Here is a 17,810-nt window from a genome sequence, read left to right on the forward strand (position 1 = left end):
TGAGCACCCAACGGAGATCCAGTTGTGAACGCGGCGATGGTAGAAGATCACCCGTTCTACTGGATCTCCGTTCTCATGTCCGCCGAACGCCACAACCCCTTGACACCCACCAGCACGCCTTAACTACCCGGCATTGGGGTTAGCGGGGGCCTAGCGCGACCCGTTTGCGGGCGTTCTTGACGGCTGCGGTGAGGTCGGCGATGTCGTAGGCGCCGAGGTGGCGGCGGCCGTTGACGAAGAAGGTCGGGGTGCCGGAGACGCCGCTGAGGTCGGCGGACTCGACGTCCGCGGCGATCCGGTCCGTGCCGAGGTTCGCGCGGAGGTCGGCGCGGAAGCGGTCGACGTCCAGACCCAGTTCCGCGGCGTGGCGGACAAGGTCGCGGGGCTGCAGCTCGTTCTGGTGGTCCAGCAGCAGATCGTGCATCTCCCAGAAGGCGCCCTGCTCGTCCGCGGCCTCGGCCGCCTGCGCCGCCAGCTGCGCCTGGGGGTGGACGTCGGTGAGCGGAAGGTGCCGCCACACGTACCGGACGTCCCCGTGGTCGGCGAGCAGCTCCCGGATGACGGATTCGGCCTGCCCGCAGTACGGGCATTCGAAGTCGCCGTACTCGACCACGGTGACCGGCGCGCGGGCCGGGCCGCGGACGTGGTCGCGTTCCGGATCGACCGGCGCGGCCAGGTCGATGATCGTCTCCGCCGTCCCGAGCAGGGCGCGCAGCCGAGTCCGGGGCGGCAGCAGCCGGGTCGCGCGGACGGCCACCCAGGTGACGGCCGTGGCGCACAGCGCGGCGGACAGGACGCCGATCTTCGCCTCTTCGAGCGGCTGCCCGGTGAAGGTGAGGGTCGCGATCAGCAGAGCCACGGTGAAGCCGATGCCGGCGATGGTGCCGCCGCCCCCGACCGCGGCCCAGCCGACCGGCGGGCTCAGCCGGCCGCGGCTGAGCCGCGTGACCAGGTGGGAGAAGCCGAGGATGCCGATCGGCTTCCCGGCGACGTAGCCGACCAGGATCCCGAGCGTGACCGGGGAGGTGAACGCGCGGCCCAGGAAGTCGGCGCTGATGGTGATCCCGGCGTTGGCGAGCGCGAACAGCGGGACGATCACGTAGCTCGTCCACGGGTGGATGAGCAACTGGAGCCGCTCGTTCGGCGAGATCGCGGCGGCCACCCCGGTCCGCGCCGAGCGCGCGTACTCCGGCGTCGGCTGCTCCCGGAACAGCCGGAACACCTCCGTGGCACGTTCCAGGTCGGTCCGCGCGGCCGGATGGGCATACGTCAGCAGCCCCATGGCCAGCCCGACGACCACCGGCTCCACCCCGGACGACTCCAGCGCCACCCACGTGGCCACGCCCAGCAGCACGTACACGGCGAGCTGCCGGATGCCGGCGGCGCGGACCGCGACGATCACCGCGAAGATCGCGAGGGCGATGAGCAGCGCGGGCGTCGCCACGTCCTCGCTGTAGAAGATCCCGATCACCGCGAGCGCGACGACGTCGTCGACGACGGTGGCGGTGAGCAGGTAGGCGCGCAGCCGGGCCGGGAATCCCCGGCCGACCAGCGCCAGGACGCCGAGCGCGAACGCCGTGTCCGTCGACATCGCGATGCCCCAGCCGTGCGCGGTCGGCCGCCCCGCGTTCACCGCCAGGTAGATGCCGATCGGCACGATCATCCCGCCGAGGCCGGCGGCGAGCGGCAGCACGAGCCGCCGCCGGTCGCGCAGCTCGCCCATGTCGAACTCGCGGCGCGCCTCCAGCCCGACCACGAAGAAGAACACGGTCATCAGGCCGCCGTTGATCCAGCCGCGCAGGTCCTGGGAGATGCCCGCGTCGCCGAAACGGACCGACGCCTGCGTCCCCCAGAACCCCTCGTACCCGGACGCGTCCGCGTTCGCCCAGACCAGCGCGGCGACCGTCGCGGCCAGCAGGACGACGGCGCCGCCGGTCTCGGTGCGCAGGAACTCCCGCAGCGGTGTCCGCAGGTTCCGCGCCCAGGCGGTCCGTCCGGCGAACGGCCCGGCCTGCGCGTCCTCCCCCCGACTTCCGGTCATGTCGAGATTCTCACCCGCCTTGGTTCTCGTCCGTCCCATGAGACGGTCGGGAGAACGCTCGCCGGGTCGCGGCGATTCCAGGAGCTTGGCACGTTCGTCCCCTTGCCGGTGCGTCCGGTCTTACGCATGGCCGGGGAGTCGGCGCGGTCACGCCGTCAGCGTTTGGGGAGGAACTGGGCGAGGACCGCGGTGGCGCCGCAGAACGCCATGACCGGGAGCAGGGACGTGCGGAAGGCGTCCGAGACTTCCCCCGCGACCCCGTAGAAGACGATGCCGACCAGCGCGACGCCGAGGGCGTTGCCGACCTGCTGGGCCGTGGACAGGACGCCCGCGGCCGACGCGGCGTGCCGGTCGCCCGCCCCGGACAGGACGAGCGCGGACAGCGGCGCCAGCACGAACCCCATGCCCGCGCCGACGAGCGCCAGACCCGGGATGAGCCGGCCGATGCCGTGCCCGAGCGCGGCGATGAGCAGGAGGCAGCCGGTCGCCTGCACGGCGGCGCCGAGCGCGAGGACCTGCCGTCCCAGGCGGGCGGCGATGGTCGTGGCCTGGGTGGACGCGGCGAAGTAGCCGGCGCCCAGCGCGACGAACAGCAGCCCCGACTCCAGCGCGCTGAGCCCGCGGCCCTGCTGCAGGTAGAGGGCGAGGTAGAGGAAGAAGGACGCCATGGCCAGCGTGTAGACGAGGGCGAGGGCGCTGCCGACCCGGAACGCGGGCTCGCGGAACAGCGCGGGCGCCACCAGCGGCGCGCCGCCGCGCCGGTCGATCCGCCGCTGCGAGAGCGCGAACGCCGCCAGCAGGACGGCCGAGGCCGCGAGCGACGCCCACGTCCAGGCGGGCCAGCCGAGGCGGCGTCCCTCGATCAGCGGCAGGACGAGTGCGAGGAGGCCGAGCGTGACCAGGACGGTCCCGGGGACGTCCAGCCGGGTGCCCGAGGTGCGCGGCTGGGCCGGGACGGCCCGGCGGACCAGCGCGAGCGTGACCAGGCCCACCGGAACGTTGATCAGGAAGATGCTGCGCCACCCGGTGCCGAACAGGTCGGCCTGGATCAGCGCGCCCCCGATGAGCTGCCCGAACACCCCGCCGAGGCCGAGCGCCAGCCCGTAGGCGGTGAACGCGCGGGCGCGCCGCTCGCCGGTGTAGGTGCCGTTGATGATTCCTAGGACCTGCGGCATCAGCAGCGCGGCGGCGACCCCCTGCACCACCCTCGAGGCGATCAGCGTGCCGGGGGACGGGGCGACCCCGCACGCGAGCGACGCGGCGGTGAAGAGCGCCAGCCCGAACGCGTACATCCGGCGGCGTCCGAACAGGTCGCCGAGCCGCCCGCCGGTGATGAGCCCGCTGCCGAGCGCCAGCCCGAACCCGGCCACCACCCACTGGATCGAGGTGGCGCCCGCGCCGAGATCGCGCTGGATGTCGGGGATCGCCACGTTTACGATGAAGAAGTCGAGCGTGGTGATGAAGATGCCCGTAAGCAGCACCAGAAGCGTGCCGGTGGACGCGCCGCGCGAGCGCGTGGTCGCACGCGGGTCGGCGGCCGGAATCGCGGTATGCGACATGGTCTCCCCTAGATCGTCGTCTACCCGACGACGATCGCGCGACCTCGTGCTCGAAAGCGATTACGCGCGAGGTAATGCCGCCTGCGCCGAGGGTCCCGGTGGCGCTCGCTAGGGCAGGGCGTAGCGGACGATCTTCTTCCAGGTGCTGGTGACCTGCCTGGTGAGGGAGCCCGTGTGGTAGGGCAGCTCGTACTTCTCGCACAGGGCGCGGACGCGCGGGGCGATCTCCGCGTACCGGTTGCTCGGCATGTCGGGGAACAGGTGGTGCTCGATCTGGTGGCTGAGGTTGCCCGTCATCAGGTGGAACAGCGGCCCGCCCGTGATGTTGGCCGAGCCGAGGATCTGCCGGACGTACCACTCGCCTTGCGTCTCGCCGTCCAGCCGCTCCTCCTCGAACACCTCGACGTCGCCGGGGAAGTGGCCGCAGAAGATGATCATGTGCGCCCAGACGTTGCGGGCGACGTTCGCGGTGAAGTTCGCGGCCAGCGTGGAGACGAACTGCGGGCCGCTGAGCAGCGGGAACGCAAGGTAGTCCTTGCCCCACTGGCGGCGGATCTTGCGGCCGATCTCGCGCAGCTTGGCCCGGGTGACCTCCTCGTCGGCCCTCCCCGTCCGGATCTTGTCGATCTCCAGGTCGTGCACCGCCACCCCGTACTCGAAGAACATCGCCAGCAGCAGGTTGTAGAGCGGCTGCGGGAGGTTGGCGGGCCGCCATCTCTGCTCGGGCGCGACGCGCAGGATGCCGTAGCCGACGTCGTTGTCCTTGCCGAGGATGTTCGTGAACGTGTGGTGGACGAAGTTGTGCGAGTGCTTCCACTGCTCGGCCGGGGAGACGTTGTCCCACTCCCAGGTCGTCGAGTGGATCTTCGGGTCGCGCATCCAGTCCCACTGGCCGTGCATGACGTTGTGCCCGATCTCCATGTTCTCCAGGATCTTCGCGACGGCGAGCGTCGCCGTCCCGGCGACCCAGGCGGGCGGCAGGGAGGACGCCAGCAGCAGCGCCCGGCCGGTGATCTCCAGGCCGCGCTGCCAGCGGATCACCCGGTGGATGTAGGACGCGTCGCGCTCGCCGAGACCGGACATGATCTCCTCGCGGAGCGCGTCCAGTTCGGCGGCGATGGTGTCGTGGTCCGCGGTCGTCAGGTGGTCGGTCATGGGTCCCCCTCAGAGGTCGATTTCCACGGGGCCGGCGGCGGCCGAGACGCAGGTCTGGACGATCTCGCCCTCGTCGCCGTGCACCCTGCCGGTGCGCAGGTCACGGACCTTGCCGGAGCACAGCCGGCCGACGCAGCCGTGGCAGATGCCCATCCGGCATCCGCTCGGCAGCAGCGCGCCGGCGTTCTCCCCGGCGACCAGGAGCGGCGTGCTCCCGTCGGCGTCCACCTCGACGCCGCTCCTGGCGAAGGTGACGCGCCCGCCCTCGCCGCCGCCTTGCAGGACGGTCCGGAAACGTTCGACGCGCAGCCTCTCCTCGGCGCCGGCGGCGGCCCAGAACGCGGTGAGGTCGTCCAGCATCTCGCCGGGGCCGCAGGCCCAGGTCTCGCGCTCCGCCCAGTCGGGGCAGATCTCCGGCAGTTCCGCAGGCTCCAGCCTGCCTCTGGTCGACGTGTGCCGTTCGTGCAGGCGTAGGCCGGCCATCCCGCGGAGTTCGGCGCCGAAGATCACGTCTCCGGCCGTGCGGTCCGAGTGCACGACCGCGATGTCGGCCGCGCCTGCGGTGAGGTGGCGGAGCATGGCCATCACCGGGGTGATGCCGCTGCCCGCCGTGATGAACAGCAGCTTCTGGGGCAGCGGCGTGGGCAGTGTGAACTCGCCGTCCGCCGGGGCGAGGCGGAGGATGGCCCCCGGCCGGATCACGTTGACGAGGTGCGCGGAGACGAACCCTTCGCGGGCGGCCTTCACGGTGACGGTGATCCGCCCGTCCCGCCGGGGCGGGGACGACAGCGAGAACGTCCGCCAGTGCCGGACGCCGCCGATGTCCACGCCGACCCGGACCCACTGGCCGGGCCGGTGCCCCCGCCACGCGCGGCCGGGCTTGATCACCAGCGTCGCCGCGCCCGGCGCCTCGTGCCGGACGGCCTCGACGCGTCCGCGCAGGTCGACGGCCGACCACAGCGGGTTGACCAGGCCGAGGTAGTCCTCCGGCAGGAGCGGGGTCGTGAGGAGCCGGGTGGCCGCCGCGATCCGGTGGGCCGCACCCGGGCGCCGTGCCGTACTGATCACGTTGCCTCCCCTGGGGCGCTAACTTACGTTCGCGTAACCTACGGTCGCGTAGGCGAGGGAGGATCTTCAAGGCATACGGCCGCAAAGCGATGGGCATCACACCATCGCTCGATGTTCCATTCGATGGTGTAACAACACGGCGAGGGCTCACGGGCGTCTCTCATTTGATTTTCACTCTCGCCTCACGAGAGCCACATGCGCGGCCAAGAACCTCGTCTGCATGAATCGGCCGTTCCAACGCCGGACGCTCCTCGTCAACGGCGCGCTCGGCGTGCTGCTCGTCGCGGGCGCCGGCACCGCATACTTCACCCTCTCCGACGGGGATGACGGCGCCTCCGCGTCGACCCGTACCTCGCGCGTATCGCGCGGGACGGTGGAATCGTCAGTGTCGGCGTCCGGCTCCGTGGAGAGCGCCAAGAGCCGCTCCCTGTCGTTCGGCGCCTCCGGCACGGTCGCCAAGATCTACGTCAAGGCGGGGGAGAAGGTCGCTTCGGGCGAGGTCCTCGCCGTACTCGACCAGACCGAGGCACTGGAGAGCGTCAGCATCGCCAAGGCGAACCTGGCCGTCGCCGCCAAGGGCGACACGTCGTCCGAGCGGGGCTACGCCAGTTACCTCCAGGCGAAGAACTCCTACAACTCCGCCTTGCGCAGCTACCAGGGGACCGTCCTGAAGGCCCCGTTCGCCGGGACGATCATCGCCGTCAGCGGTACGGTCGGCGGCAGCTCCAGCGGCTCGGGTTCGAGCTCGGGCTCCGGGTCGGGTTCGAGCTCCGGCTCCGGCGGGTCGTCGCCGGGCGGCTCGTCCTCGTCGTCGTCCTCCTCGTCGGGCTCCGGCTTCATGGAGATCGCCGACACCGGGAACCTCCAGATCGAGGGTGACTTCACCGAGGCGGACACGACCAAGCTGAAGGTCGGCCAGTCCGCGACCGTCTCGTTCGACGCGCTCACCGGCAAGACCGCCACCGGAAAGATCACCGCGATCGGGCTGTCCCCGACGACCACCGACAACGTCGTCAAGTTCCCCGCCACGATCTCGCTCGACGACGTCCCGTCCGGCGTCCGGCTCGGCCAGACCGCGACCGTCGAGATCACCGTCGCCAAGGCGGAGGACGTCCTCTACGTCCCGAGCGCGGCGGTCAGGACGGCCGGCGGGCAGAGCACCGTGACGGTCCTACGGAACGGCCAGCAGAGCACTATCACCGTCGAGGTCGGCGTCAAGGGCGACCAGGGCACCGAGATCAAGTCCGGTCTGGAGGAGGGCGACCAGGTCGTCGTCACGTCCACGACCGGCCCCGGGACGTCCGGCACCAACGGCCGCCAAGGGTTCCCGGGCGGCGGCGCTCCCGGAATGGGCGGCGCCCCCGGCGGCGGCGCCCCGGGCGGGGGAGGCCGTCGATGACCGCACCGGACGGTTTCGCCCCGGCGCGGCACCGCGGCCAGGCCCCGGTGCTCGACCTTCGCGAGGTGACCAAGGTCTACGGGACGGGCGACACGGCCGTCCACGCCCTGCGGGGCGTCTCGCTGACCGTGGAACGCGGCGACTACGTGGCGATCATGGGCGCGTCCGGTTCCGGCAAGTCGACGCTGATGAACATCATCGGCTGCCTGGACACGCCGAGCGGCGGCCGCTACCTCCTCGACGGCCACGACGTCGCCGGCCTGGAAGAGCGGAGCCTCGCGATCCTGCGCAACCGGCGGATCGGGTTCGTCTTCCAGTCCTTCAACCTCATCCCGCGGATGACCGCGCAGGCCAACGTCGAACTGCCCCTCGCCTACGGCGGGATCAAGGGCACCGAACGGCGGCGGCGCGCCCTCGCCGCGCTGCGCGAGGTCGGGCTCGCCGACCGGCTCGGGCACGAGCCGAACGAGCTGTCCGGCGGACAGCAGCAGCGCGTCGCCGTGGCCCGCGCCCTCGTCACCGCGCCGTCGCTGCTGCTCGCCGACGAGCCGACGGGCGCGCTCGACAGCGGCTCCACCGCCGACGTCCTCGGCGTCTTCGACCGCCTCGCCCTCGCCGGCCGCACCATCATCGTGATCACCCATGAGGACGACGTCGCCGCGCACGCCAAACGCGTCGTCCGGCTGGTCGACGGCGGGATCGTCGAGGACGTGCGCCACGCCCCCGTCACCGGCCCGCCGCCCAACATCGCGTGGACGACGGAGGGCGCGCGGTGAGCGTCCTCGACATCCTGCGGTTCGCGCTGCGCGGACTGTCGGCCAACAAGCTGCGCAGCTCCCTCACGACGCTCGGCATCCTGATCGGCGTCGCCGCGGTGATCCTGCTCGTCGCGGTCGGGAACGGCTCGTCCGAGCAGATCAAGAAGAGCATCCAGCGGCTCGGAGCCGACTCGCTGACCGTCAGCCCGTCCACCACGGGACGCGGCGGTGGCGGCGGTTTCGGCGGCGGCAGTCAGAGCACCGGCAGCGGCCCCCGCACCCAGGCGCACGACCTCACCACGCACGACGCGGAGGCCCTCCGCAAGGCGTCCTCGGTCAAGAGCGCGTCCCCGGTCGTGACCAGCCAGTCGGTGACCGCCGGGTACGAGGGCACGAGCGTGACCATCAGCCAGTTCGTCGGCACCACCCCGTCCTACTTCGGCGCCGCGAACAAGACGATCGCGTCCGGGTCCCTGTTCACCGACGCGGACGTGACGGCCGCCCGCAAGACCGTCGTGATCGGCAGCACGGTCGCCTCCGACCTGTTCGGCCGGGTCGACCCGCTCGGCAAGAAGATCGACGTCGGCGGGATCCGGTTCACGGTCGGCGGCGTCCTCAAGGCGACGGGCTCGTCGTCGTCCTCGTTCTCCGACCCGGACAGCATCGCCGTCGCGCCGCTGAACGCCGTCCGGGAGACCCTCACCGGCTACGGCGGCCTCGACCAGATCATCGTCCAGGCGACGGGCAGCGACGCCGTCGACGCCGCCGAGGCCGAGATCACCACGATCATCGGGCAGCGGCACGACACCGCGTCCGGCACCGCCGACTTCACGGTGTCGAGCCAGGCCAGCGTCCAGTCGGCGGTCAGCGAGTCGAGCCGCACGTTCACCGTCCTGCTCGGCGCCGTCGCCGCGATCAGCCTGCTCGTCGGCGGCATCGGCATCACCAACATCATGCTGGTCACCGTCACCGAGCGGACCCGCGAGATCGGCATCCGCAAGGCCATCGGCGCGCCGCGCGGCGCCATCCTCGGCCAGTTCGTCGCGGAGGCCACCGTGCTCAGCCTGATCGGCGGACTGCTCGGCGTGGTCGCCGGCGTCGTCGGCAGCCGCTTCACGATCGCCGGCGTCCAGCCCGTCCTCGTGCCGTCGTCGATCGTCCTCGCCCTCGGCGTCTCGGTCGCGATCGGCCTGTTCTTCGGCGGCTACCCCGCCTCCCGCGCCGCCGCCCTCCGCCCGATCGAGGCGCTCCGCCATGACTGACCACCGAAGGAGAACCGTGAGCCGCAACCGCGGGGACGAACCGCTCGGCAAGCGCGTGGCCGGCCCGAGCGAGCCGCCGATGGACGACGCGGAACTGCTTTCCAGTTCCCCGTTCGACGACGACCTCGACGCCACGCTGGAGGCGGGCCCGCGGCGGCGGTCCCTTCCGGGGCCGACGCTCTACCTCGCCGCCGGGATCATCCTGGTCGCGGGCTTCCTCGGCGGCGTGCAGGCGCAGAAGTGGTCGTCGGACGGGTCCGGCTCGTCCGGTACCGGACCGGCCGGAGGTCTCGCGGGCGGCCGCGCCGCCGGAGGCTACGGCGGCATGCCCGGGGGCGGCATGCCCGGCGGCGGGTTCCCGCCCGGCGGCGGATCGGAGACCGGCGGAGGCCCGATGGGCGGTGGAGCGGCGGGCGGCGGGGCGGCGGGCGGCGACGCCACGACCGGGACCATCGTCAAGATCGTCGGCAACACGATCTACCTGCGCACGGCGTCCGGCCAGACCGTGAAGGTCAAGACCAGCGGGACGACCAAGGTCCGCATCACCGAGAACGGCGCGCTCAAGGACCTCGGCTCGGGCGCGACCGTCACCGTCCGCGGGTCGAAGGGCGAGGACGGCACGGTCACCGCGACCACGGTGAACAAGGGCTCGGGCCGCTGATCGACGAATGAGGAGACCGATGAGGACGAACAGAACGACCCGGACGCTCGGCGTGCTCGCCGCCGGCGGGGTGCTGCTGCTCAGCGCGGCCTGCGGCGGCGACGACGGGTCGGAGGCGAAGGCGGGCGCCGCGGGAGCCGACCCGATGGCCGCGTTCCAGGCGTGCCTGGAGAAGCAGGGCGTCAAGATGCCGGCTGGCCGCCCGTCCGGCGGCCCCGGCGGCGGCCCCGCCGGGGCCCCGAGCGGCGCCCCGTCCGGTGCTCCGTCCGGCCGCCCGTCCGGCGCACCGCCCGAGCGTCCGAGCGGCGCCCCCTCCGGCCGTCCCTCCGGGGCCCCGTCCGGTGGGCCGTCCGGCCGTCCCACCAGGTCGGCGGCGGAGGAGAAGGCCATGAAGGCCTGCGCGTCACTCGCCCCGCAACGCGGCGACGGCGGGCAGGGAGGACCACCCGGAGCGCCGCAGCAGGGCTCCTGACACTGAAGCTCCGGGCGGCCGCCAGGCCCATGCGGTCGCCCGGACGCGCCTGCCCGACCCCGCCGGGGCACGGCGCGCCGATGGGGCCCGCGCCGCGCCACGCGGGCCCCATCTCCACCTCCCGCCCCGGCACGGTGGGTGGCCTCAGCCGTCCCGCCGACGTAGCGTAGGCGGCGGCGTACGTGCCGCTATGACGAGACGGGGTCAAGGTGCGGGCAGCGAGGTTCATCAGTGCGGCCACCGTGCTGGCACTGGCGATGGTCACCGGATGCAGCGACGGCGACGGCGACGGCGAGAACAAGACGACGTCGTCAACGAGCGTCCCGTCGGGCCTCGAATCCTTCTACGGCCAGAAGCTGTCCTGGAAGGGCTGCGACAAGGGCTTCGAGTGCGCGACGGTCCAGGTCCCGCTGAACTACGCCGAGCCGTCCGGTGACAAGGTCGGCATCTCCGTGATCAGGCTCCGGGCCGAGGACGGCTCCCGGCGCATCGGCTCACTGCTCACCAACCCGGGCGGTCCGGGCGGTTCGGGAGTCGACTTCGTCCGGCAGGCCGCGCGGACGTTCGGGAGCGACCTGCGCCGCCGCTTCGACATCGTCGGCTTCGACCCGCGCGGCGTCGCCGCCAGCGATCCCGTCCGCTGCAACACCGGCCCCCAGCTCGACGAGTTCTTCGCCACCGACGCCTCCCCGGACGACCCTAAGGAGACGAAGACCCTCGCTGCCAGGAGCCGGGCCTTCGCGGAGCGGTGCAAGACCAAGGCCGCCTCAGAACTGCCCTACGTCGGCACCGCCCACGCGGCCCGCGACATGGACATCCTCCGTGCGGCCCTGGGCGACGACAAGCTCACCTACTACGGTGCCTCCTACGGCACCTACCTGGGCGCCGACTACGCCGAGCAGTTCCCCGGGAACGTCCGCGCCCTCGTCCTGGACGGTGCCGTAGACCCGTCCCTCTCCTCGACCGAACTGCTGGTCGAGCAGGCGAAGGGCTTCGAGACGGCCCTCCGCGCGTTCGCCGACAACTGCGTCAAGTCGGGCAACTGCCCCTTCGGCAACTCCGCCGACGCGGTCGTCGCCAAGATCTCGTCCTTCCTCGCCGCCGTCGACAAGAAGCCGCTCACCAGCAACCGCGACCAGCGCAAGGTCACCGAATCCCTGGCCGTGATGGGGATAGCCAGGTCCCTCTACGTCAAGGAGTACTGGCCCGTCCTGCGTCAGGCCCTGACCCAGGCCATGCAGAACTCCGACGGCACCATCCTCCTCGCCCTCGCGGACGAGATGGTCGAACGCAAACCCAACGGCACCTACAGCAACCAGACCGACGCCAACATGGCCGTCAACTGCATAGACAAGCCCAACCCGTCCGACCTGGCCGCCTACAAGCGATACGCGGACCAGGCCGAGAAGGTCGCCCCCCGCTTCGGCCCCTTCGTCGTCTGGGGCGGGCTCCCCTGCGTCTACTGGCCCTACCAGACCAAGCAGGAGCCGAAGCCCTTCACCGCCAAGGGCGCGGCCCCCATCGTCGTCATCGGAACCATCCGCGACCCCGCCACGCCCTACAAGTGGGCCCAGAAACTCGCCGGCCAGCTCTCCAGCGGCGTCCTCCTCACCTTCAACGGCGACGGCCACACCGCCTACCTACAGGGCAACCCCTGCATCACCAAGGCCACCGACGACTACCTGATCACCACCGACCCGCCCAAGGACGGAACCACCTGCGGCTGAAAACCGGTGCACACCCACCCCCGCGGACCCGGTAGACTTCATCCCGCCGTGCTCCGCACGGCACGCCGCCTTAGCTCAGTCGGCAGAGCGATTCACTCGTAATGAATAGGTCATCGGTTCGATTCCGATAGGCGGCTCCAGGTCAAGGGCCCGTTCCAATCTTCGGAACGGGCCCTTGCTAACGAGTGAGCGACCAACTGAGCGACTAAGAATCGTGGTCCGCTTCCGGGATCCAGACCGGTCTTCTTCAGGATTGTCCGGAAGGACCGCAGGACGTTGTTCGCGTTGCGTTCTGTACCCACAGCGGAGGCGAAGACCAGGTCGTGCTCTTTCCAAGCCGCGCCCGCCTTCTCGCGCTGCCCGGCCGGGAGTTCGCGGGGAACCGCAGCGCCTCTACGCACCTCTTGGGCAGAGCCAGGGTCCGCCGAGACTTCTTGGTCTTCGTCCTCCCACCCTGCCGCACCGACCGCCAGACCCGGATGGACGGCGGTATAGGTGGCTCTTCGTCCGGACGGCCCTCAAGATCGACGTGAGCCCACGCCAACGACCTTCCTTTCCGCTTCTCCCCAACTCTAGTTGGGGAGCTGTCCGGAAGATCCGGGGCACCACCTCATGTCCACGTGCAGCATCGCGCCGGGCCGGTCATGTTCGTAGCGTCGGATCGGTTCGCCGGTGGCGCGGTCGATGTGCGAGAGCCGGTTGAGACGGCACCTGGTTAGCACGGCGTTCCACAACCGGAGGCTTTCACCCTTCACGCACTTTCACACCGTGTCGCCACACAACCTCAACCAACCTGCCTGGGCAGTACACCTAGGCCGGTGTTCCCGCCGTCAGCGGAGCGTGGTGATCGCGTCCGCCACCTGGCCGGAATGGGAGATCAGGGCCAGATGGCGGGCGCCGGGAATGATCGTCGGGGCCGGGGCGCCGATCGCCTTCGCGGTGTCGTAGGGCGACGAGCGGGAGAACACCTCGTCCTCGGACCCGAACACCACCTTCTTCGGGACGGCGACCCGGGCCAGCTCGGCCACCCGGGCGGCGGGCAGCCCCACGACGCCCTTCATGCTCCACAGCGCGTGCTCGGCCCCGGCGACCTGCAACGGGCGGCGCCACTGGTCGACCCCCGCGTCGTCGAGCCGCGGGCAGGCCGGACCGCACTGGGCGCCGTAGATCCGGCGGATCACCCAGTCCGACCGGACGGCCAGCCGCAGCAGCGTCGTCCGGTACGGGTCGATGAGGACGCGCTTGAGCCCGTCGGCGCCGGCGCCCGCACCGGTGTCCAGCGCGTCCCCGTCCAGGAGCACCAGGCCCCCGACACGGCCGGGAGCCCGCAGCGCGGCCTCGGCCACGACCGCCGCGCCGGTGGAATGCCCCACGAGCACGGCGCGGTCCAGACGCATCGCGTCGAGGAAGCCCAGGACCTGCGCCGCCCCGTGCTCGGCGTCGTAGGGGCCGCGCCGCCGGCTGTACCCCCAGCCGGACAGGTCGAGCGCGTACACCCGGCGATGGGCGGCGAGCAGGCCCCCGACGCGGCTCCAGGTGTCGGCCGACTCGGCGAAGCCGTGCACCAGGACGACCGGCGGCCCGTCTCCACCCCACGCCCGGTACCGCGTGCGGATCCCGTCCGCCGGTACGAACCGCATGCCCCCGGGCTCCTCGGCGCGGCCGGCGGTCGCCGCGTTGTAGCCGAGGCTGAAGACGGTGGCGGCGACGAACGCGGCCAGCACGGCCGCGAGCAGCCGCCGGGCCCGCCTCCCCGGCTTCCACCGGCGGCGGCGCGTGCCGTCCGGTGATGGGGCCGGAACCTCGCCGGGCGGGTCGCCGGTGTCCGTGGCATCCTCCGGCATCGGAACTCCCTGTCAGACGGTCCGGCGGTCGGCGTCCGCCCTGCCCGCGCGGCCGCCGAACGCCTCGCGGATCGCCGCCGCGCAGAAGACCAGCGCGATGAGCAGGCCGATCACCTGCAGGACGCTGCCGGTGAAGGCGAGGGTTTCGCCCGGGTCGGTGAGCTGGTGCCTGAAGTCGGAGGCGGCGGCGCCTCCGATGCCGAGGAACACCGGCACGATCGTCGCAACGATAAGGGCCCACCGCCAGCGCGTGAGGACCAGGGCGGCCGCCGCCAGCAAGATGATCAGTCCGGGCGGGACGGCCGGGTAGTCCGCGCCCCCCGCGATCTGGATCGGAATGCCCGCGGCTGCGACCACCAGGCCGGCCCCGGCCACCCTGCGGACCGTGGACGACGTGACGTACTGACTGCTCATGTTCCCTCCCGGTGACGGTGACGCCGCACCATCCTCGGGGGCGGTCCCGGCGGCCGTCGTCGTCTCACGGGAGGCTCCCGCCCTACCTCTCCCGTCGTACACGGCCTCACCACCACCAGGGACCCGGACCGCGCGTCCTCCTGGTCAGGCCGCCCTGGGGGCGATGGCACAGGCCGTCGAACAGGAGAGCGGTGATCTGCCGGGCCTCGTCCAGCCAGCCCTCCGCGGCGCGCATCTGGCAGATGCCGGCTTCGCCGCCGATCACGTGCCGCGCTGAGAGGACTGCGGACGGCAGCCAACCGCAGCCGCGGCAATTCCTGCCCGATCTCCCGCAGCCGGCTCAGCACCCATGACCGAGCGTTCTGCCACCCGCACGCGCACCCCTGCAGCCACACCAGCGAGCCACGGCAAGGCAGAGCTGGAGCGTTCACACCCATGGAGGTGATCGCGGAGCGCCATCTCAGCGGCCCCCGCCAGTTGCTCTAACAAGGGGACTCGCTTGGGCCTGGAGTCGGAGCTGTCACTCACTCAACATCTCGAGCCAGGCGAACGTTCAATCGATCGTGAGCGACAACAGCCCCACCATGCCCAGCCCGCGTGATGCTCCGGGACTGTGGGACTTCCAGTTGCGGATCTTGTCGGGGATGCGCGGCAACGACGCCATGGTCAAGGGCGCTCTCCGCGACCTCGGTGCAGGGCAGGCCGACATGATCGCGGCCCGCGAACGCACCGAACACATCTTCCTGCCCGCCGGCCGCTTCGAGAACGCCGCCGCCCTGCTCGGGACCCCTGTGACATCGCAGACCATACAGCCGACCCCAGCCGGCGTCGCCGACGATGCGTCGCCTGACGAAGGTCACCTACGAGCTTCCTCTGTGGCCTGGGCTGGTCTTCTACCTGGTGGGCAGGGACCAGACGCGGCGCCGGGCATGGGGCCTGTCCCGTCCGGTCCCGGCGCGTAGCCCGGCCCAGGCGCCCCAGCTCACAGGGCATCCAAGAAGCCCACTGCCCGGGGCGGCGGCGAGCTTGCACGGCCCGATAGGGTCCGCGACGTGCGGCCATCCGGTGGCTGCGTTCCCAGAGACAGGGCCACGAGTGCGTGACGGTCGCCCATCTGTGCTTGCTCCGCGCGAAGTGATGCGGTTATTGAGTTCGCCCGGAGACGTCTATCCTTTACAATCTTCGTACGTTATGGGCGAGTTTGGGGAGTTTTCGTGTCGGCCAACGCCAAGCTCCGGGATCATTTAAGCCCCCATATGCAGGACGGGGAGACGATCGAAGTTGCGGTCGTCGCCCAACTCAAACGGGGGATGAAGCAGCACCTGGCAAAGAATCTGGCAACCGGGCTGGCAACCGGGCTGGCCACGACGGCGGCCACAGGCGGTGTCGGGCTGATCGCTTTCGCCTCTCTGCCGGCGGTGTGGGTCGCGGTGACCTCTCAGCGGGTCCTGATGTACGCCAAGACCAGCAGCGCCTCCAAGCCGGGCAAGCTGGTGTTCGAGGCACCCCGCCAGGCCGTCACCGCCAGTATGAAGTCCCGGCTGCTCACTCAGGTCATCATCGCCGACCGCAGCGACGGCCAATCACTGGCTCGGTTGAACCTGGGACTCAGGAGAAAGAGCGCCAACAGCATCGTCGTCTCCGTTGAACGCTGAGCCGGATACGGGCCGAGATTCGAGGCATTGGGAAGGATCGGCAGGTCAGGCGAGTTTGGCCGGGGGAGTGCGAATGCGCAACTCGATCGACTCGAGTGTGAGCCACTTCGTACTTTGCGGAGTCGTACCACACGACACCGATTACTCCCGGCCGGAAGGAGTGGTTCTGCAAGCGGATTTCTGTTCGGAATGGTACGTCCGCCGAGTCAAGCGGGACTAGGGCGAATGTTGGCGACCGCGTAGCGGCATGCTGGGTCGGGCGGACTGTGGCGTCCGATCTCGCCGCCGCACCGCGTCGCTCGCGCGTCGAGGTCAGGCCTTGGTGGTGGTCACGGTCTTGCCGAGTGCGCTGCCCTGGGCCCATTTGGCGAAGGGGAGTTGCCAGTAGCCCCAGCCGTTCGTCCACTGGAGGCTGCGCTTGGTGCCGGTGATCTGCACGAGGTCGCCGCGGTAGGACCAGTGGAAGAACCACTGGGCGTCGGAGGCGGGGGAACGGACGCAGCCGTGGCTGCAGTTGCGGTTTCCGAGGCAGGACGGGTCGTCCATGTTCTGGTGGATGTACTCGCCGCTGTTGGAGATGCGCGTCGCCCACGGGACCTTCTCGTCGTACCAGCCGGGGTCGCCCTTCTTCTTGCCCGGCGGGCGCATGCGCTCCAGGCGGACGTGGTCCATGGTCAGGTGGACGCCGCTGGTGGTGAGCAGGTGGTCGACGCCGTCGCGCTGGACGTCGCCGCCGGCGCCGAGGCTGACGCCCCAGGTGCGGACGGTGCGGCCGTTCTTCTTGACGACGAGCCGGTGGGTCTTCGCGTTGATGTTGACGGTGTGGGAGTCGCCGACCTTGAAGGTGCGGGTGACGTCCCGGTCGCCGAAGACGTCGGAGCCGATCTTCAGCCCGGCGTAGTGGACCTTGACGGTGACGCGCTGGTGCGGCTTCCACGGCTGCTTCGGGCGGAACACGATCGAGGGCAGGCCGTTGAAGGACTCGCCGGCGCTCAGCCAGCGCCAGGCGCCCTCGGTCGGGGTCGTCGAGGAGATCTCGATGGCGCGCTCGATGGCGGGCTTGGCGTTCTCCGGGACGGCCTTGGTGAACTGGACGAAGACCGGCATGCCGGTGCCGACCGTCTCGTTCTCGCTGGGGACGACGTTGTTGACGCGGGTCGCGGCGGTGGCGCGGCTCGTGCGGAACGCGGCGGTCGCGGTGGTGGACTTGCCCTTCGCGGACGTCGCCGTCGCCGACACCTGGTAGCGGCCGCCGGGCTGCAGCGTCCACCTGGAACGCCATCTGGTCTTGTCGGCGGACAGGGTGCCGGGGACGGCGGCGCCCTTCAGTTTGACGGAGACGTCGCCGAGCGTGCCGCCGGAGGCGGTGACGGTCACGCCCTGGTCGGGGCGGGCCTTGTCGTTGCCGTTCGCCGGAGTGATCGTCACCTGGGGCGTGCCGTCCTCGCCGCCCTTCGCGGTCGTCCCGCCGGTCTCGCCGTCACCGCCGCCGCACGCGGTCGCCAGCCCCAGGACCAGCGCCAGCACCAAGGCCTGTCCTCGCACCGTTCTCCTTCAACAGCCCGCCGGGCCCGCACGCCGCGGGACGGCAACAAGATCGCTTACGGAACGGCCCTTATTCCCGACCCGTCCGGAGGCGGGGCGGCCGGTGGCGGCGTCCGATCACTTAGGACGTCCATCGTCCCGCGAAGGTTCGCATGCGGTGGCCGATTCGGCGGAAGTTTCGCGGACCGCTGACGGTTCCGGCGCTCGGTCGATCTTCTCCTCAAGACTGTGGTTCGCGCGGTTAAAAGCG

16 protein-coding genes, 1 tRNA gene and 1 pseudogene are annotated in these 17,810 nt (G+C 71.1%); 9 read left to right on the forward strand and 9 right to left on the reverse strand.

Features of this window, described 5'->3' with window-relative positions:
• Positions 1 to 139 precede the first annotated feature (139 nt).
• The 4 genes from nhaA to SM418_RS10610 all read right to left on the reverse strand — a co-directional run bounded on the left by nhaA (position 140) and on the right by SM418_RS10610 (position 5,823).
• On the reverse strand, positions 140 to 2,041 hold the full coding sequence (gene nhaA / locus SM418_RS10595) for a Na+/H+ antiporter NhaA (RefSeq protein ID WP_371940798.1): 1,902 nt from the start codon (positions 2,039 to 2,041) through the stop codon (positions 140 to 142).
• Between the two features lie 155 nt (positions 2,042 to 2,196).
• The gene (locus tag SM418_RS10600; RefSeq protein WP_371940796.1) at positions 2,197 to 3,600 is read right to left on the reverse strand and encodes an MFS transporter; all 1,404 of its coding nucleotides are present in this window, start codon (positions 3,598 to 3,600) and stop codon (positions 2,197 to 2,199) included.
• Positions 3,601 to 3,708: 108 nt separating this feature from the next.
• Positions 3,709 to 4,755 carry a fatty acid desaturase family protein gene (locus SM418_RS10605; RefSeq protein ID WP_371940794.1) on the reverse strand — a complete coding sequence of 349 codons (1,047 nt, stop codon included), beginning with the start codon at positions 4,753 to 4,755 and terminating at the stop codon, positions 3,709 to 3,711.
• Positions 4,756 to 4,764: 9 nt separating this feature from the next.
• Positions 4,765 to 5,823, reverse strand: coding sequence for a ferredoxin reductase (locus SM418_RS10610; RefSeq protein ID WP_371940793.1), 1,059 nt, complete (start codon positions 5,821 to 5,823; stop codon positions 4,765 to 4,767).
• Positions 5,824 to 6,043: 220 nt separating this feature from the next.
• Here SM418_RS10610 and SM418_RS10615 point away from each other — a divergent pair, with 220 nt between their 5' ends.
• The 7 genes from SM418_RS10615 (at position 6,044) to SM418_RS10645 (ending at position 12,242) form a co-directional block, all read left to right on the forward strand.
• Complete coding sequence (locus SM418_RS10615; protein ID WP_371940791.1) at positions 6,044 to 7,222, forward strand: efflux RND transporter periplasmic adaptor subunit; 1,179 nt, start codon at positions 6,044 to 6,046, stop codon at positions 7,220 to 7,222.
• Entirely contained in the window at positions 7,219 to 7,998 is a 780-nt protein-coding gene (locus tag SM418_RS10620) for an ABC transporter ATP-binding protein (RefSeq protein WP_371940789.1), read from the forward strand. Before SM418_RS10615 ends, SM418_RS10620 begins: the two co-directional genes overlap by 4 nt.
• A complete protein-coding gene (locus SM418_RS10625) occupies positions 7,995 to 9,242 on the forward strand; it encodes an ABC transporter permease (RefSeq protein WP_371940787.1) in 1,248 nt (415 codons plus the stop codon). Before SM418_RS10620 ends, SM418_RS10625 begins: the two co-directional genes overlap by 4 nt.
• A gap of 16 nt (positions 9,243 to 9,258) precedes the next feature.
• Positions 9,259 to 9,903: a hypothetical protein gene (locus tag SM418_RS10630; RefSeq protein WP_371940785.1), complete on the forward strand. Its 645-nt coding sequence runs from the start codon at positions 9,259 to 9,261 to the stop codon at positions 9,901 to 9,903.
• Positions 9,904 to 9,922: 19 nt separating this feature from the next.
• Positions 9,923 to 10,375, forward strand: a complete 453-nt coding sequence (locus SM418_RS10635) for a hypothetical protein (protein WP_371940784.1) — start codon at positions 9,923 to 9,925, stop codon at positions 10,373 to 10,375.
• Between the two features lie 209 nt (positions 10,376 to 10,584).
• Entirely contained in the window at positions 10,585 to 12,102 is a 1,518-nt protein-coding gene (locus SM418_RS10640) for an alpha/beta hydrolase (protein ID WP_371940783.1), read from the forward strand.
• 64 nt (positions 12,103 to 12,166) lie between these two features.
• A tRNA-Thr gene (locus tag SM418_RS10645) sits at positions 12,167 to 12,242 on the forward strand.
• Positions 12,243 to 12,710: 468 nt separating this feature from the next.
• On the opposite strand, the pseudogene SM418_RS10650 reads toward SM418_RS10645, so the two are convergent.
• The 4 genes and pseudogenes from SM418_RS10650 to SM418_RS10665 form a co-directional block, all read right to left on the reverse strand.
• Positions 12,711 to 12,824, reverse strand: a pseudogene (locus tag SM418_RS10650) (IS481 family transposase); the annotation flags it as partial.
• 108 nt (positions 12,825 to 12,932) lie between these two features.
• A complete protein-coding gene (locus SM418_RS10655) occupies positions 12,933 to 13,946 on the reverse strand; it encodes an alpha/beta fold hydrolase (RefSeq protein ID WP_371940782.1) in 1,014 nt (337 codons plus the stop codon).
• Between the two features lie 12 nt (positions 13,947 to 13,958).
• Positions 13,959 to 14,360, reverse strand: a complete 402-nt coding sequence (locus SM418_RS10660) for a hypothetical protein (protein WP_371940781.1) — start codon at positions 14,358 to 14,360, stop codon at positions 13,959 to 13,961.
• A gap of 106 nt (positions 14,361 to 14,466) precedes the next feature.
• Positions 14,467 to 14,625, reverse strand: a complete 159-nt coding sequence (locus tag SM418_RS10665) for a hypothetical protein (RefSeq protein ID WP_371940779.1) — start codon at positions 14,623 to 14,625, stop codon at positions 14,467 to 14,469.
• A 298-nt stretch (positions 14,626 to 14,923) separates the two neighbouring features.
• Between SM418_RS10665 and SM418_RS10670 the strand changes: the two genes are divergently transcribed.
• Both SM418_RS10670 and SM418_RS10675 read left to right on the forward strand, forming a co-directional pair.
• A complete protein-coding gene (locus tag SM418_RS10670; RefSeq protein ID WP_371940777.1) occupies positions 14,924 to 15,322 on the forward strand; it encodes a hypothetical protein in 399 nt (132 codons plus the stop codon).
• Between the two features lie 252 nt (positions 15,323 to 15,574).
• A complete protein-coding gene (locus SM418_RS10675; RefSeq protein WP_371940775.1) occupies positions 15,575 to 16,015 on the forward strand; it encodes a hypothetical protein in 441 nt (146 codons plus the stop codon).
• Between the two features lie 312 nt (positions 16,016 to 16,327).
• Here the strand turns inward: SM418_RS10675 and SM418_RS10680 are convergent, their stop codons facing one another.
• On the reverse strand, positions 16,328 to 17,560 hold the full coding sequence (locus tag SM418_RS10680; protein WP_371940773.1) for a L,D-transpeptidase: 1,233 nt from the start codon (positions 17,558 to 17,560) through the stop codon (positions 16,328 to 16,330).
• Between the last annotated feature and the right edge of the window lie 250 nt (positions 17,561 to 17,810).

It is taken from the genome of Actinomadura chokoriensis (assembly GCF_041463665.1).
Lineage (GTDB): Bacteria > Actinomycetota > Actinomycetes > Streptosporangiales > Streptosporangiaceae > Spirillospora > Spirillospora chokoriensis_A.

What these genes read in the sequence shown, in the direction of transcription:
- nhaA (WP_371940798.1), bottom strand. Translation starts at nt 2,041, where the DNA reads ATGACCGGAAGTCGGGGGGAGGACGCGCAGGCCGGGCCGTTCGCCGGA.
- SM418_RS10600 (WP_371940796.1), bottom strand. Translation starts at nt 3,600, where the DNA reads ATGTCGCATACCGCGATTCCGGCCGCCGACCCGCGTGCGACCACGCGC.
- SM418_RS10605 (WP_371940794.1), bottom strand. Translation starts at nt 4,755, where the DNA reads ATGACCGACCACCTGACGACCGCGGACCACGACACCATCGCCGCCGAA.
- SM418_RS10615 (WP_371940791.1), top strand. Translation starts at nt 6,044, where the DNA reads ATGAATCGGCCGTTCCAACGCCGGACGCTCCTCGTCAACGGCGCGCTC.
- SM418_RS10620 (WP_371940789.1), top strand. Translation starts at nt 7,219, where the DNA reads ATGACCGCACCGGACGGTTTCGCCCCGGCGCGGCACCGCGGCCAGGCC.
- SM418_RS10635 (WP_371940784.1), top strand. Translation starts at nt 9,923, where the DNA reads ATGAGGACGAACAGAACGACCCGGACGCTCGGCGTGCTCGCCGCCGGC.
- SM418_RS10655 (WP_371940782.1), bottom strand. Translation starts at nt 13,946, where the DNA reads ATGCCGGAGGATGCCACGGACACCGGCGACCCGCCCGGCGAGGTTCCG.
- SM418_RS10660 (WP_371940781.1), bottom strand. Translation starts at nt 14,360, where the DNA reads ATGAGCAGTCAGTACGTCACGTCGTCCACGGTCCGCAGGGTGGCCGGG.